The organism is Brumicola blandensis, from assembly GCF_031846165.1.
Lineage (GTDB): Bacteria > Pseudomonadota > Gammaproteobacteria > Enterobacterales > Alteromonadaceae > Glaciecola > Glaciecola blandensis.
In genome coordinates this window covers 41,762-57,518 of the sequence record NZ_JAVRIE010000008.1, presented here as the reverse complement: position 1 = coordinate 57,518, position 15,757 = coordinate 41,762, and the positions used below count along the sequence as shown (strand labels likewise).

General features: G+C 41.3%; 14 protein-coding genes. 8 read left to right on the top strand and 6 right to left on the bottom strand.

Features of this window, described 5'->3' with window-relative positions:
* Nucleotides 1-9 precede the first annotated feature (9 nt).
* A complete protein-coding gene (locus RM544_RS16815; protein WP_311362985.1) occupies nt 10-501 on the top strand; it encodes a DUF2059 domain-containing protein in 492 nt (163 codons plus the stop codon).
* Between the two features lie 80 nt (nt 502-581).
* On the opposite strand, the gene RM544_RS16810 is transcribed toward RM544_RS16815, so the two are convergent.
* The 4 genes from RM544_RS16810 to RM544_RS16795 all read right to left on the bottom strand — a co-directional run bounded on the left by RM544_RS16810 (nt 582) and on the right by RM544_RS16795 (nt 4,019).
* A complete protein-coding gene (locus RM544_RS16810; protein WP_311362984.1) occupies nt 582-1,235 on the bottom strand; it encodes a hypothetical protein in 654 nt (217 codons plus the stop codon).
* A 20-nt stretch (nt 1,236-1,255) separates the two neighbouring features.
* Complete coding sequence (locus RM544_RS16805) at nt 1,256-1,906, bottom strand: hypothetical protein (protein ID WP_311362983.1); 651 nt, start codon at nt 1,904-1,906, stop codon at nt 1,256-1,258.
* Between the two features lie 125 nt (nt 1,907-2,031).
* Nucleotides 2,032-2,874, bottom strand: a complete 843-nt coding sequence (gene fghA, locus RM544_RS16800; protein WP_311362982.1) for an S-formylglutathione hydrolase — start codon at nt 2,872-2,874, stop codon at nt 2,032-2,034.
* 2 nt (nt 2,875-2,876) lie between these two features.
* Nucleotides 2,877-4,019: an S-(hydroxymethyl)glutathione dehydrogenase/class III alcohol dehydrogenase gene (locus RM544_RS16795; protein WP_311362981.1), complete on the bottom strand. Its 1,143-nt coding sequence runs from the start codon at nt 4,017-4,019 to the stop codon at nt 2,877-2,879.
* Nucleotides 4,020-4,337: 318 nt separating this feature from the next.
* On the opposite strand from RM544_RS16795, the gene RM544_RS16790 reads away from it, so the two are divergent.
* The 5 genes from RM544_RS16790 (at nt 4,338) to RM544_RS16770 (ending at nt 11,889) form a co-directional block, all read left to right on the top strand.
* Nucleotides 4,338-6,449 (top strand): sensor domain-containing diguanylate cyclase, encoded by a 2,112-nt coding sequence (locus RM544_RS16790; RefSeq protein ID WP_311362980.1) that lies wholly within the window; start codon nt 4,338-4,340, stop codon nt 6,447-6,449.
* Between the two features lie 78 nt (nt 6,450-6,527).
* The gene (locus RM544_RS16785; RefSeq protein WP_311362979.1) at nt 6,528-8,684 is read left to right on the top strand and encodes a sensor domain-containing diguanylate cyclase; all 2,157 of its coding nucleotides are present in this window, start codon (nt 6,528-6,530) and stop codon (nt 8,682-8,684) included.
* A gap of 112 nt (nt 8,685-8,796) precedes the next feature.
* Entirely contained in the window at nt 8,797-9,702 is a 906-nt protein-coding gene (gene yihG, locus RM544_RS16780) for a 1-acylglycerol-3-phosphate O-acyltransferase, YihG family (protein WP_311362978.1), read from the top strand.
* Nucleotides 9,699-10,589: a 1-acylglycerol-3-phosphate O-acyltransferase, YihG family gene (gene yihG, locus RM544_RS16775; protein ID WP_311362977.1), complete on the top strand. Its 891-nt coding sequence runs from the start codon at nt 9,699-9,701 to the stop codon at nt 10,587-10,589. The genes yihG (RM544_RS16780) and yihG (RM544_RS16775) overlap by 4 nt, the downstream gene beginning before the upstream one ends.
* A 10-nt stretch (nt 10,590-10,599) precedes the next feature.
* Nucleotides 10,600-11,889 carry a mechanosensitive ion channel family protein gene (locus RM544_RS16770; RefSeq protein WP_311362976.1) on the top strand — a complete coding sequence of 430 codons (1,290 nt, stop codon included), beginning with the start codon at nt 10,600-10,602 and terminating at the stop codon, nt 11,887-11,889.
* 38 nt (nt 11,890-11,927) lie between these two features.
* Here the strand turns inward: RM544_RS16770 and RM544_RS16765 are convergent, their stop codons facing one another.
* Nucleotides 11,928-12,119, bottom strand: coding sequence for a hypothetical protein (locus RM544_RS16765; RefSeq protein ID WP_311362975.1), 192 nt, complete (start codon nt 12,117-12,119; stop codon nt 11,928-11,930).
* A 331-nt stretch (nt 12,120-12,450) separates the two neighbouring features.
* Here RM544_RS16765 and RM544_RS16760 point away from each other — a divergent pair, with 331 nt between their 5' ends.
* Both RM544_RS16760 and RM544_RS16755 read left to right on the top strand, forming a co-directional pair.
* Nucleotides 12,451-13,266: a YggN family protein gene (locus RM544_RS16760; RefSeq protein WP_311362974.1), complete on the top strand. Its 816-nt coding sequence runs from the start codon at nt 12,451-12,453 to the stop codon at nt 13,264-13,266.
* Nucleotides 13,259-14,101, top strand: coding sequence for an NAD-dependent epimerase/dehydratase family protein (locus tag RM544_RS16755; RefSeq protein WP_311362973.1), 843 nt, complete (start codon nt 13,259-13,261; stop codon nt 14,099-14,101). The genes RM544_RS16760 and RM544_RS16755 overlap by 8 nt, the downstream gene beginning before the upstream one ends.
* Before the next feature lie 134 nt (nt 14,102-14,235).
* Here the strand turns inward: RM544_RS16755 and RM544_RS16750 are convergent, their stop codons facing one another.
* Nucleotides 14,236-15,669 (bottom strand): sodium-dependent transporter, encoded by a 1,434-nt coding sequence (locus tag RM544_RS16750; protein ID WP_311362972.1) that lies wholly within the window; start codon nt 15,667-15,669, stop codon nt 14,236-14,238.
* Nucleotides 15,670-15,757: the final 88 nt, after the last annotated feature.

Sequence of the window (15,757 nt, the reverse complement as noted above, 5' to 3'; positions counted from 1 at the left end):
AAATAAAATATGAAAAGGATTCTAATCGCTTTAAGTTTGGTCACAGTACTTGTTGGAAACAGCCAAGCACAAACTACAGACGAAACGCTTGAACAATTATTCGATATCATGGCAGTTGACGAAACTATCGATGTTGTTTTTGAACAAATGCAAAGCATGGTCAATAACATTTCTGGTGGACCTATTCTGACTTCTGAAGAACAAGAGGTATACGATAAATATCAATTAAAAATCTTAACTTTGATGAAAAAAGAATTGGCTGCCGATAGCATGAGGCAAGACCTGGCACAAATCTACAAGCAAAACTTCTCTGATAAAGAACTGAAGGATATGCTGGCGTTTTATCAATCTCCAACTGGTCAGTCAATGTTAGAAAAAATGCCGATAGTCACTCAAGAGTCGATGCAAGCTAGTCAAAGAATGATGACAAACGTAATGCCCAAAATTAATGCCCTGACTGAAGAAATGAGTAAAGAAATGAAAGAAGCAAGAACAAAGTAAACGAAGGTTATCTATGTAGCTGGTCCAAAATAACCGGACCAGCCTTAACCCGCATTGGGGATTCAAGCCCGCAGCGTGAGTTACGGTCGCTTTCTTCTGAATAGAAAGATACCCATAGAAAGAAGGAATAAACCTCCCATTGCCGGTGCGCTTACTGGCACGCCCTGCCACCGAAAGTTATCAACCCAAAGTGATTCGTAACCGGTTCCCTCAATAAATCGTACTTCGTCAAAACTGATATTAGAGAAGACTTCATACTCGGCTTGTCTATCGCTTAACAATGTAAGCGCAACATCACGCACTAAATTCCCATCGGCGAACAATTCAAACCGAAAAGGTGAATCTACGACAACACTGTAATCAAAGCTAAATGCCGAGATTTGGTAGTCGAAAAGGACAGAAGCGGAACTAACACTGCGGCTTGTTCTGCACGTTGTCGAAACGCCGATACCAATATAAGACTCTCCGGAAACCGAACCCTCTGACGGCAAGCAATAAGCATTGTTGAAAAGGGATACAGGAAACCCGCTGTTATATCGGAAATTTAAACCATTATCTGAGAATTGCTGCGTAGCAAGTTCACCATTTATAGGGGTATTTGTTCTTTCGAAGCTTTCAGATTGTATACTTAAGTTTTCATCAAACTCGCCAAAACTAATGATACCCGCCGACGAATCTGCCGCGAAAAAGGCGCAACCTAAAAACGCGAGTCTTAATCCCGTTAATGGATTCATGCTCAACACCCTATGCTAAATTAAAAAGTATAAATGACTTCGATTGCTGCAAGCGTCCAGTTTTCTGAGTCTTGTGTAACGAAGCGTGGAATAGTGACGTTAGGTAACCAAACGGAGCCTGCCACTGTTTGTACCTTTGCTTGAGCCCGCCAAGCATCTGACATTGTCCAGTTCAAGCCAAGCGTTCTGGCAGTTTGTGAACGCGCTTCTTCCAACAAACTCAAATCTACCACTGTTAACACATTGCTGGCGAAATGTTTGTCGTATTGTGCGGTTTGAAATCTTGACCATTGACCCGTAATTGATAAGTCTTCTTGAAGGTCATACTGAAGCCCTGTGTAGAACCCATAATACCTGACATCTTGCAGCTTATCGGAGGTGTCAGACAGGATGGATTCGAGCGCTAAATAACTATCGGGTAATTCACTTGTCGCTCGTGTGCCAAAGGTACCACCGAAAACTCGCATAGAATCCCATTGCACAAAAACAGCTTCTGAACCTATGTTACTCGAACCAGGAAGGTAGCGCACGTCATTGGTTTTGCTACTCTGATTTGTATTGCTAGTCGTTGAAGTGATAGATTCAAAGCCACTCTCAGCCAATGCATGCACTTTCTCACAGCAAAGTGATGCTGTTAAAAAGATAGCAAATGCGCAAAGAGTTAGTTTCATACTTGTGTCGCTTTGAATGTTCAAAAACCGTACACAAATACTACCCCATCTCGACAGACCTAATTACGTATTTTAGGTATGGCCAATATACATGTGATATTGGCCATAATACGCTGTTGACTATTTTAAAGGTATTTGGCGTGGAACTCTAAATGTTGCTCTATGAAGCTAGATATGAAGAAATAGCTGTGATCGTACCCTTCTCTTAGATGCAATTGCACAGAATGACCTGACTTTTGCGCCACTTGCATTAAACTCTCAGGTCGCAATTGCTCATCTAAGAAGTCATCTGCACTTCCCTGCTCTATCAAAATCGCTTGTGGTTCTGTTGCGTGCTCCAATAAATGACAAGCGTCATATTGTAACCATGTATCTTGCTGTTCACCTAAGTAAGCACTAAAGGCTTTCTTTCCCCAAGGACTGTTTGTCGGATTACAAATTGGACTAAAAGCTGAGATAGAACCGAACAATTCAGGGTGTTTGAGACCAATTGTAAGCGCCCCATGACCGCCCATAGAATGACCAGATATGGCGCGCGAAGTGCTCAGATTTAAATGCTCATCTACATCTGAAATCAAGTCTTTCACAATGTAATCATACATATTGTAGTGTTCACGCCATGGCGCTTCGCTGGCATTCAAATAAAACCCGGCACCCAGCCCAAGATCATAAGCTTGGTTTTCATCATCAGGCACATTTTCACCACGTGGACTGGTGTCGGGTGCAATAATCGCTATACCAAGTTCGGCCGCGCGCTTAAATGCCCCTGCTTTCTGCATGAAATTCTGATCAGTACAGGTTAAGCCTGACAACCAATATAGACTCGGTACTTTTTTTAACTCGGATAAATCATCCATTTGTGGCGGTAAAAAAACGGCAAAAGTCATTTCACAATTATTCGCTTCGGACCAATGTGTATATTGCGCATGTTCACCGCCAAACACTTTGTTTGAGGATATTTTTTTCATGGTTACACCTTCGGACTCTGTTGAAAGTGCACGACAGAGCGAATGCTTTTTCCCTCATGCATCAGATCGAATGCTTCATTAATATCTTCAATTTTCATATTGTGAGTAATAAAGTCGTCCAATATGATTTCGCCAGCGAGATACTTTTCAACGTAGTCTGGCAATTCAGAACGACCTTTAACACCACCGAAAGCGGTACCTCGCCACACGCGCCCAGTCACAAGTTGGAAGGGTCTGGTACTGATTTCTTGGCCTGCTCCAGCAACACCAATAATAACTGACTCACCCCAACCCTTGTGACAGCATTCTAACGCGCTACGCATAACATCGACATTACCAATACACTCAAAAGAAAAGTCTACGCCGCCATCACTCAACTCAACAATATGTTCCTGAATTGGTTTGTCTACCAGTTTTGGATTGATGCAATCGGTAGCTCCCAGTTTTTTCGCTAATTCAAACTTACTTTCATTGATATCAATCACAAAAATACGGCTCGCTTTTGCCATTACTGCGCCAATGATAGCTGACAGCCCTATGCCACCGAGGCCAAAGATAGCGACCGTATCGCCTTCTTTTACCTTCGCTGTATTCATTACAGCGCCAATACCCGTGGTTACCCCGCAACCAAATAGACACACTTCGTCCAATGCAGCTTCTTTGTTTACTTTTGCAAGAGAGATTTCAGGTAACACCGTATATTCAGAAAACGTTGAACAGCCCATATAATGATAAATTGGTTGACCATTTAAAGAGAAACGACTTGTTCCATCCGGCATCACGCCTTTACCTTGTGTTTCCCTAATTTTTTGGCACAAATTAGTTTTGCCTGATAAGCAGAATTTACACTCTCCACATTCTGGTGTGTATAGAGGAATCACATGATCGCCAACGGAGACGCTTGTTACACCCTCACCTACTTGTTCTACAATTCCGCCACCTTCATGTCCGAGAATAGCGGGGAAAATACCTTCTGGGTCCTCTCCCGATAGAGTAAAAGCGTCGGTATGACACACTCCGCTAGCGACGATGCGCACGAGAACTTCACCTGCTTTTGGTAGCGCCACATCGACTTCTTCGATTGTTAATGGTTGGTTTGGTCCCCATGCAACGGCCGCTTTTGACTTTATTGTTTTCGTGCTCATTTTGGTCTCCGTAGATTCTTTGTGTTTCGTAATTTTATCGTTAGTAGAAGGAGTATTGATATAAGTGAAGATTAGATCAATGTGTATGCAAGGTAGACTCCTGTATATAATTTGAGCGATCAACACTGTAAAGCCCGTTAGATCGCCTGATTCACTTGATATGAAACCATAAAAAGTTAATATCTTAAACGTTACATTTTTTTTGAAAGCACTTTCAATTAGCAGCGTGTAACATGTAAGATAAGGAATATCACTATCAGAAAGTTAGCCATTTATTCAACAACAAAGGCAGGATCCTTATTTTCTGGTTCAGTTTTGTTGTCTGGGCTTAACTTTGGCGTGCTCGGCGCTCTTACCAATAGTTTTCTTAACATCCCGTTTTATGGTCACTTTTCTTTCTACTTCGGTCAAATATTCGTTATTTTATGTTTGGTCACTCGAGGCTTAAATGCTGCCTTTATCGCTGCAATTATTAGCTCGTTTGCCCTTGTCACAACATTAAGCGATCCATTTATTTTCGTTATTTTAGTCAGTGAAGTGCTTGTGCTGCACTCTATGCTGCGACAAGAAAAGTTTTTACTGCAATCAGACTTATTGTTCTGGGCATGTATCGGCGTCCCACTCTCGCTTTTTCTACTTTACATTACGACTGGCTCCAGTAGCACAGTGCTTATTATTTCGGGCTTAACCCTAGGAATTAACGCTACATTTACAGCGGCAATCGCTGCGCTAGTCTATTCGTTTATTCCAATACATAGTCCGTATCGCAAATATAAAGGTAAGCCCCCGAAGTTTTCGTCGATAATTTTTTCACTTTGCATGCTCACAGTAATACTGCCCACCGTTGTCATTAGTTCTGTCTACACTTGGCAAAATACCTCACAAAAAGAAAATGACATTGCCATGATGCTAAAGCGTCAAAGCACAGAAATCATGTACTCTTATGACGCCTTCATCAATTTGCACTTGAGGGCAGTCAGCACTTTATCAAGCGGCTTGGCAAGCACCTCAGAACCCGATCAGTTTAGGACAAGTTCTTATTTAAACAAACAAAATTTGCTCAATGCAACCATAGAAAATTATCCAGGTTTCACGAGCATGTTAGTCTCCGATAGCAACGGCAGAATAACGCACGCTGCACCGCTTAAATATGCAAAGATGTTAAGCGACTCATTCCCTCATACTCTGCATAAACGACAGTACTTTCAGGACGCTAAGCAACAAGGGACGCCTCAGCTTTCAGACGCAATCGTAGGAACGGGTTTTGGCAGCAATGCTATATTGGCGGTGTCAGCGCCTATTTTAGGCGAGCAAGGCTTCGATGGGATCAGTCAAGGGGCTATTTTACTATCCTCTTTGACGAGTTATACCGAACAACTTGGCTATACCGATGAAAAACCCCAGTACATCATTACTGATAAAAACAATGCTATTATTTACGCTTCACCTAGTTTGGGACTCTCGCCCCTTTCTCAGTTTGATTTCAAACTAACTACCAATACGCTAATTCAAGCCATTCCTACCTTGAATCATCAAAATAACCCGTATTTGTTTGAACAAACTGTTAATGAACATGGCTGGACAACAACAGTACTAGTGTCGCCTACACTGGTTACCGATATCATCTCTAGTAACTTTTATGTGTTGGCTTTAAGTTTAATTATTACCCTGTTCATTTTTTCTATTATCGCTAATTTATTGAGCAAACGAATTACCTTGCCATTGGTGCACTTAGCAGAACACTTTGATGACCAGAGCTATACAGATGAAATAAGAAAAGAGTCAGAAATTAGTGATGAGTTGGTCAAAGTAACAGGTCAATTAATCAACTCGCGTGAAATCATGTTGAATTTCCAAGAGCAATTAACCCGACAGGTGCAGAGCAAAACCAAGCAGTTAAAGTCACTCAACCAGCAATTGTATAACCTTGCGCAAAAAGACGGTTTAACCAACCTACTCAATCGTTCTGGCTTTGATGATTTAGCACATACCTCCTTTCGCAATTGTGTTAGGAATAACATTCCCTTAACCCTAGTGTTATTGGATATTGATGATTTCAAATTAATAAATGATACACATGGTCATCCTTTTGGTGACAAATGCATCGTATCTATTGCAAAAACACTGAATCAATTCTGTAAACGCAATACAGATATACTAGGAAGATACGGCGGTGAAGAGTTTATTTTGTTTCTCAGTGGCGGCAATATTGAGGAGCATCACGAATTAGTGAAACGTATCCATCGCACTATTCAAAAAAGTGCGATTTCTAGCGATAACATTATTGTGAATATGACAGTCAGTATCGGTGTCACTAGTCTTAATTCAAATTACAGCATGAGTTTTGAAGGCGCAGTAAAGTCTGCTGACGAGCAACTTTATAAAAGTAAACGAACCGGTAAAAACAAGATCTCAATTTATGTTCAATAATGCATCAAATTCTAGACTTTCAAATTGATAAGCGCTAGGGTTTACGCATAAATAGAATAAAAATTAATCACACCATCCATGCGCGATTTTTTCACAAAGAACACGCTTAATATACTTGCAAAAGGCAGTTTGTTAGGTGTTATCGCATTCGTCGCGAATATCCTATTTGCGATCCCTGTTTATGGGTCTGAAACATTGTCTTGGGGCTTAGGTATCGCGCTCTTTACATTGATCAGCTTCGGCCTAAGCCCTGCTATTATTGTATTTGCTTTCTGCGTCACTTCCATGTTTCTGCTTGCTCAAGATTGGTTTCTTATTGCCACCACGGTGCTTGAATTTGTATTTATAGCTATTTGCATTAAGAAACGACTTTTTATCATTATGGCGTCATTATGTTTCTGGATATTTGTCGGAAGCCCATTACTATTAGTGAGTGTTCACTTCTATTCAGAGGTAATGATTTCTCAGGGATATGAATATATTTATGCCGCTTCAGCTGGACTAAATGGTCTATTTAATGCGTCATTGGCAGCGATGCTATATCTACTCACGCCAACTAGATGGCTGAACGAAAAAGCCAGCAGGGTTAACCAAAAATTATCATCTAATATCTTCGCCCTAAGTGCGCTAACCCTGATTTTGCCTGTGGTGACCGTATCATTATTAATGGCAAGTTCGGCAAGCGAACGCAACCAAAAGCAAGTTGTGAAAATACTCAGAGCGCAAGCAAACAGTTTGAGTTTAGCAACTGATAATTTTATCAATCAGCATTTTACTGTTATTCAACAACTGGCAAATACTTTGTCGTTGAGTGATGACAAAATATTTGAGCAAAAGTTGTTGGTTAAATCACAGGAACAATTTTCTGATTTTTTCAATATTACAGTTATTCGCGCCGACGGTTACACAGAGTTCTTTGCTCCCACCCGGTACAACGAAGAACTCAGTAAACTCCCACCAAGCCTGAGATACGTAAATGACCGCCGCTATTTTGCACACGCGAAGCAAAACATGACTCCCTATGTGTCTCAAGCAATGATGAGCCGAGGAGTGATATCTGCGCCGATGATTGCAATGTCTAGTCCGATTATCGAAAATGGTGAGTTTGCGGGCGCTCTTCTTGGCGCGATGAACTTAAGTAATGTCAGAACACTTCACCAAAACATGGTCGATAGCCTACAAACAGAAAGCGTTATCATTACAGATGAATCGAATTATATCGTTTATGCTTCTGCACCGCTAAAACTCAAGCCCTTAGAAAAGTTTGAATTAACGTCAGGTAAAAGCGTGTTTGTGCCCGAGTTTCCAATGCTCGCAATAAAAAACAAAAGTTACCCCTATCACGTCGTTAAAAATAGCCATAACTGGAACGTATACATAATCAAGCAGCCTGAAGAATTGGTCCGATTATATAGCCAACACATTATTGTACTCTGGTTGGTCGTTGTGGGTATTATCCTGATCTTTTTACTTATCGCTCACAAGTTATCGAAGCGAATAACCTCACCGTTGGTCGCTTTACTGGAGAACAGTTCAGAATCCTATATTAGCAACTTCGAAGTTGAGCAAGATGCAACTTCAAGTAGGGAAATAAATGAAGTAGCTGCTAAGTTAAGAAAGTCACACCACCTATTGCGAGACTTCGAAGACCAGCTACAGCAGCAGGTAAATGAGAAGACCACTCAACTTGAACAAATGAATCTGCAATTGGCAGCGCAAGCGAGAGAGGACGGATTGACGTCACTGCTTAATCGCAGCGGTTTCGATGAAATAGCGAATAACGCAATCAAAACTAGCCAGCGTCTCCACCAACCCATAAGTTTGGCATTGATTGACATTGATGACTTCAAATTGATTAATGATAGCTACGGCCATCCTGTAGGCGATGAATGCTTAAAAGCCTTCGCAGAATTAATGCAGTCAAACTGCAAACGTGAAACCGATATTATCGGCAGGTATGGTGGTGAAGAGTTTGTTATTCTAATGGCCGGTAAAGATGTTAGAGCGCATCATCAACTCATGCACAACATCCGTGTTCAAACTCAAGACTTATTAGTCCACCCTGTGGAAATGCAAAGCCCTATTAGTTTTACAATTAGCATTGGTTTGTGCAGCTTACTAGGCAGCAGCCAACTTGGTCTGCATGAGGTGATCAACATCGCCGACGAAGAATTATACAAATGCAAACGGAATGGCAAAAACCAATTATCGATTGTTACCATCGACCCTGAATAAGCTGAATCTAATAGAGTGTCACACAGGCACGATTATATTTAGGAATGCTTCTGTAGTTCAGTTATAATTATAGGTTACGAAGTTTAAATATTAACGAACACGATACGGATATATGAAGTCTTTTTTACATATAATGAATGGTTGCCTTTCTGTGCTTGGGTATTTTATCAATACCGTTTTTTGGGTCATTCCTATTGTTCTCCTCTCTTTATTAAAAGTCATCCCAATAAAATTTTGGCAAAAGCTTGTTTCTTTTCCCCTTGACGGTTGCGCAAGCGCATGGATTTTTATTAATGGTCTTAATCAGAAAGTATTTTCACGCTGCAAGTTTAATGTGTCGGGATTAAAAGGCTTAAGCAACAAAGAATGGTATTTGGTTATCTCAAATCATCAATCTTGGGTTGATATTTTAGTCTTGCAGCGCGTCTTTAACGGTAATATTCCCTTCCTAAAGTTCTTTCTGAAAAAAGAACTCATTTGGGTGCCATTTTTAGGGGTAGCCTGGTGGGCTCTCGACTTCCCTTTCATGCGTCGCTATAGCCGAGCGTTCCTTGCCAAAAACCCGCACTTGAAGGGTAAAGACTTGGAAACCACCAAAAAAGCGTGCGAAAAGTTTGAGCACAAACCTGTGAGCGTGATGAACTTTATAGAAGGGACGCGATTTACTCACAAAAAATGGGAGTCATCGGGTCAAGTACACACAAAACTACTACCACCGAAAGCCGGCGGTATCGCGTTCGTTTTAAGTGCTATGGGCAAACGCTTAACAAAGCTAGTTGACGTTACCATCCACTATCCTCATGGAATTCCGTCATATTGGGATTTTGTCAGTGGCAAAGTAAAGACAATCAATGTCAATATTAAAACCGTCCTGATCGATGACCTGTTCACCCAAGGGGTATTTTCGGACAAATACTTTGATGACCCCTCTCAAAAAGAGCAATTTCAAGATTGGCTAAATAATATGTGGGCTGAAAAAAACAAAGAGTTAGAGTTGATGGAGCAACAAAAATCATGAAATCACTGAAGTCCTATATTATTTTCCCGATCCACTTTGTTTTGCAGATGACCAACCTCGGCCTCTGGGGAATGCTTATCGTTTGCTTTGGTATTATCCGTTTTCTGATCCCAATTAAGCCTGTTGGCAAACTGCTACTTGCCATTATGCATTGGTTCTACTGCACTTTCAGTGTAATTAGCGTCGGCATGATCAAGTTTTTTAATAATATTCACGTGGAAATTAAAGTCGATGAGACTTTGAGCAAAGAAAAGTGGTATTTGATTATTGCTAACCATATCAGCTACTTAGATATCATTTTACTCATTCGTTTCTGTGCTTCTCATACTTCACCACCAAAGTTTTTCTTGAAGAAAGAATTGATCTGGTTGCCATTTGTGGGCATTGCAGCCTGGGCCTTAGACATGCCATTTATGCGTCGATATACACAAGACTTCGTCGCTAAAAATCCGCATCTGAAGGGCAAGGATATTGAAACGACACGTAAATCCTGCGCAAAGTTTGTAGATAGCCCTACTTCGGTTATTAATTTTGTTGAAGGAACACGCTTCACGCCAGATAAGGCTAAACTTCGCCAAAGTCCATTTTCTCATTTATTGCGGCCAAAAGCAGGCGGCATTGCCTTCACGCTCGCGGCGATGGGAGAGCAATTCAGTAACTTACTCGATATTACGCTCGCCTACCCCGACAATTCAGGCCACCCAATGCGAGATATGCTGAGCGGCGAGATGACACATATTGTAATAGATGTAAAAGTACTACCTGTCACCGACGAGATTATCGGAGACTACTTTGAAAGTGCGCCCTTCAGAGAACGCTTTCAAGTCTGGCTCAATGAGTTATGGGTAAACAAAAACGAAAGAATGAAAGCCTGGATGAATGGCTAAGGAACCGCTCTTGATCGCGAAACAAGAAAGTACAACTGAAGTCAGCACTACAATCGTGGAAGCCATATTAGCGTTGGTAGAAAAGATAGGAATACCGGTTGTTGAAGGTACCTTGCTGTACGATCTTGTTGCTTTTACAGTTATTGCCTTGGCTGCCCTAGCTGGCTTGCTGGTAGCGCGTTTTATCTTACACTTCAAAGTAATGCGACTCATCTCTCGTTCGAATAACACTTGGGACGATAGCCTATTAGATGCGGGCGTATTCAGACGACTGTCACATATTGTGCCGGGCATCATTGTTTATTCTAGCTATGCACTTTTACTCCAGCCTGAGCAAACACTGTATAAAGTGCTTAGCAACTTGAGTGCCTTTTATTTGTTGATTACTGTTTGGTTAACCTTGAGTGCTATTTTAAGTGCAATTGAATCAATCTATAGCCAGAGCCAACTTGCCAAAAAGGCCCCTATTACTGGGTTTATCCAGGTTTCTAAGCTAGTACTCACCCTTATTCTCATATTCCTGACTTTGTCGTTGATACTGGGTAAAAGCCCAATATATTTATTATCGGGCTTAACCGCAGTAGCAGCGGTTCTGTTATTGATATTCAGAGACACTATTCTGGGCTTTGTTGCGGGAATTCAAATTGCGGCAAACCGAATGTTCAATACCGGCGATTGGATAGCAATGCCGAAATATGAAGTTGATGGCGAGATATTAGAGATTGGTCTCAACGTTGTGAAAGTTCAGAATTGGGACAAGACTATTTCAACTTTACCCACTTATTCATTGACGACTGATGCCGTTAAAAACTGGCGCGGCATGACCGAGTCAGGTGGTAGACGCATAAAGCGCTCGATTTATATTGATGTCCACTCTATTTGTTTTGCCGATGATGACCTGCTTAACGAATGGGAAGGGATGCAATTGTTGAACAAGTACTTAGCTGACAAAAAGTCTCAACTAAAAGAAGACCGTCATGCCCGAAACTTGCCGGAAGAGGATATATTGAATTGTCGCCGCCTAACTAATTTAGGTACATTTAGAGCCTATTTAGTGGCTTATTTGAAACAACATAAGCTTATCAATCAGGATTTGACTTGCATGGTTCGGCAGCTAAAACCAACTGAAGTGGGTTTACCATTAGAGATTTATTGCTTCAGTCGAGAAAAAGACTGGATAACTTATGAAGGTATACAGTCAGATATTTTTGATCATGTCTTAGCAATTCTGCCCGTTTTTAAACTGCAGGCTTATCAACGAGTTTCAGGTTTCGAACGTCCACAAAAAAACGCGCACTAGCGCGTTTTTTTATATTACGATAAAAGTCATTGTCGACTTTAGGCTGCTGCGTAGCCCAACACAAGGGTTACGGTAAGTCCTGAGACTCCCATAAAACCGTATTCAATTTTTTCACGCAGCCCTTCGGCGCCAGATTTTCCGCTTAAAATAGCCATGACGATACAAGTCAAACCCAACACTAGTGCAACAACAGTAGCACCAAATAATAAACCACTAAGTATACCGTTCATAAAATTCCTAAATTGAAAGCCAGAAAACGGCGGTATTATGCACTAATCTGCCACAATGTCACAGTGGAGACTGTGCTTTTTTCTAAAGCCTTGATCTTGGTCAATATCGCTAAGTCTTGATTAATTTCATCACTTACGCTGTTCCTACAAGCGAATCTCAAACACAAAAAACTCACAACACCCTGTTTTTAATGAGGTTTACATTTCAGGAACAAAGATTGCTAAGGACTAAGTATCGGATATATGCAGATTTATTTATTCCATACGGAATTAATTTATCTGATACCTAGTTTTACACTACAATAACCTGATTATTCAAAGGAAATGCATTATGAAAAAAGTCATCGTAGGTACCGTCGGTTTATGCGCTATTGCAGCCTTTAGCGCTAGTTATACTATGGACGCTGAAGCTCACTCAAAAAGCTTCGACAACGACCATTGCAATATCAATATTGAAGGTGACTTCAAGTTTGCTGAGCGCACGCTAACAATAAGCACCACGAAAGATGAAGTCGTCACTATCACACCAAACTATGAAGTATTTGTTGATGGTAAAGCACTGGATTTGAATAAAACTGAAACGTCCTATGTGAAAAGCTATTATGACGGCATTGAGCAGACTATCCCTCAAGTCATGACTGTGGCTGCAGAAGGCGTAAAAATAGCAAACTATGCGGTCAGTGAAGTACTCAGAGGCTTTTTAGGTAAAGACAGTAAAGTAGCCGATACCTTTCAAGGTAAACTTGACGAACTATACAGTGGACTGCAAAGCCATGTTTATCAGCACCCTGACTATGTAACTTTTGATTCTCAAAAACTAGAATCTGACCTTGGCTTCGGCCCTGACTTTGAAGCAGAAATCGACGCTATGGTTTCAGAAGTCATGGAACAAGCAATGGGAGAGTTCTTTGTTCAACTAGGTCGCAATATGATGAATGGTGAAGGTTCAATGGAATCATTCGAAACTCGTATGGAAAATATGGGCGACGAAATCAGCGCGAAAGTTGAAGGTAAAACCGAAGCCATTGAACGCGAAGCTGAAAAGCTATGCGAAATGCTAAGCGAAGTCGATAGCACAGAAGGCAAGATGCAACAAATCAAAGGCTTAAAAGCGCTAGACCTGTTACTTGTTAGCAAGAATGTCTAAGTTTCTCATTATCGGTTTAGGGTGGCTTGGCTACCCTCTAGCAAGAGAATTGAAAGGAGCTGGCGCTATCGTTGCCGGCTCTACTCGTTCTGAATCAAAAATACATGCCTTGAAAAACGAGAATATCGGGGCATTCCACTATGACCTTTATCTCTCTAATGACGCGGATATAAACCCTGAGAGGATTAGCAATGCCCACGTTGTTATTAATATCCCTCCAGGTAGACGAAACTTCGATAAAGCCCTGTTTATCAAGCAAGTAAAAGCACTGCTTGATTACTGCATTGCAAACAAGGCGAAACAAATCATTTTTATTAGTACTACTTCGGTCTTCGGGGCGCTGACACATAAAGTGAATAATCACTCCCCCTTGTCTCCCAATACACCGTCTGGTGAGGCTCATGTCGAAATAGAACAATATTTGCAGGCAAAGTCTGTAAAAACAGGCAAGGAATGTCAGATTAGCGTATTGCGGCTCAGCGGTTTAGTCGGCTTAAACCGACACCCTATCAATACAATCGCAGTTAAAAAAGGCATCACTCAAGGTAAGAACCCGGTAAACCTAGTACACCTAGACGATGTGATTCAAACCCTTATTGCTTTGAGCAAAAGAGTGGAACGCTCTTTCTATGCAGCTAACCTTTGCAGTACTGAGCATCCCAGTAGACAGGAGTATTACACTTGGTGTGCAAAAGAGTTGAAGTTAAGCCTGCCTGAGTTTGCGCCAGATGAGAGATTAGATATAGATGGAAAGATAATAGATGCCAGTGAGACCTTAAAAGACAACGAAATTACCTTAAAATACCCCTCACCATTTATGATGCTACCCGACTAACTATAGCGGTAAAATGACTTCCTAGGCTAGGTAAGATCAAAAAGGCGATTCAGTAGAATCGCCTTTTTTACACTGCATACCAGTAGCATGTCTCAAATTGTGCTAAACCTTTCGCTCAGCATTCAAGAAGCCAATTAGCCCATCAATTTCGCCACTAGTGAAATACCAAAGTATTTCAAAGCCACAGTATTTATGAATATGCCAAGTAATATCACCGGTATAAAGGTACTCACTGAGATATTTACATAGCGTTCGAACAAACTGTGTTTGAAGGCAGGAGCACCTTCATCAAGCTCAGCATTGAAGTTATGCTTTTTCCAACGATACATAACGAAAATACAAATGAGTAAACCATTGAGAGGTAAAATGGTGTCGTAGAACACATCGTAAACTACCTGAAAGAACGACTGCTCAGCACCCGCATAAGACACAAACTTAGTGAAGAATTCACTGTGCCCGAATGACAAAGCACAAATCACAGAGAACACCACCAGCAATACACCACATAACAAGAGTGACGGTTTGCGCGATATGCCTTTTTCGCTCATAAGTGACGCCACAGGTACTTCAAAAATTGACACTAAAGACGTAATTGCAGCGAAGAACACAAGCAAGAAAAACAAACTCGCAACCACACTTGCCCCTACATAACCGATACTATTCTGTAGCTCCAAAAATATCTGCGGTAGATAAGAGAAGATCATGCCTATCGATGATTCGCTTAGCTCTTCGGTGTTCACCTCTGGATTGAACGAAAATATGGCCGGTAGTATCATCAAACCTGCCGTAAACGCAACAGCGGTATCCGTTAAAGCAACCAGTTTCGCAGAGCTTGGTACATCGGCCTTGCTGTTAATATAACTACCATAAGTAATCATGATCCCCATGCCGAGTGACAGGGAAAAGAAGGCCTGAGATAAAGCACCATTGATCACTTGGGCGTTTATCTTGGAGAAGTCAGGAATCAAATAGAACTCAACCCCCTTCATTGCATTGTCACGTGTCAGTACAAAGATGACTAGGGCGATAAGCATGAAGAATAGCGCAGGCATTAGAATCTTCGCCGCTTTTTCAATCCCCTCTTTAACGCCGCCTTGAAGAATGAAATACACCACTCCAAGCACTACAGCCATGTAGATAAAAATGGTGTTTCCTTTGATAAAGTTATCGAAAGTATTTGGATTTGCCAGTTCATCAAGGTTACCTATCACTGACGAATACAAATAGCCAAATATCCACACTGTAATCACTAAGTAGAAGACCGCGATCATAAAAGGAGTTATCACTGACAACCAGCCCGCAATGCGCCAAGAACGAGAGCCATTTGATAAGCTAGTGTAGGCTCCCAAAGGGTCTTTTTGACTTTTCCGGCCCACTGACATTTCTGCGAGCATAACCGGAAGACAGATGAACACAACAAATACTGCATACATCAATAGAAAAGCACCACCGCCGTTTTTTGCAGCACCCACTGGAAAACCGACTAGGTTTCCAATACCCACTGCAGATCCAGCTGCGGCAAGAATAAATCCTAACTTTGAGCCAAATTGCTCTCTAGAACCACTCATAACAATCCTTCTTTTATTATTGTTTTTTTTTGTTTTGTTAGGGTGATGTTAACAGCCTATCTGGAAAAAGTCTTGAGCCAGTGCTCAT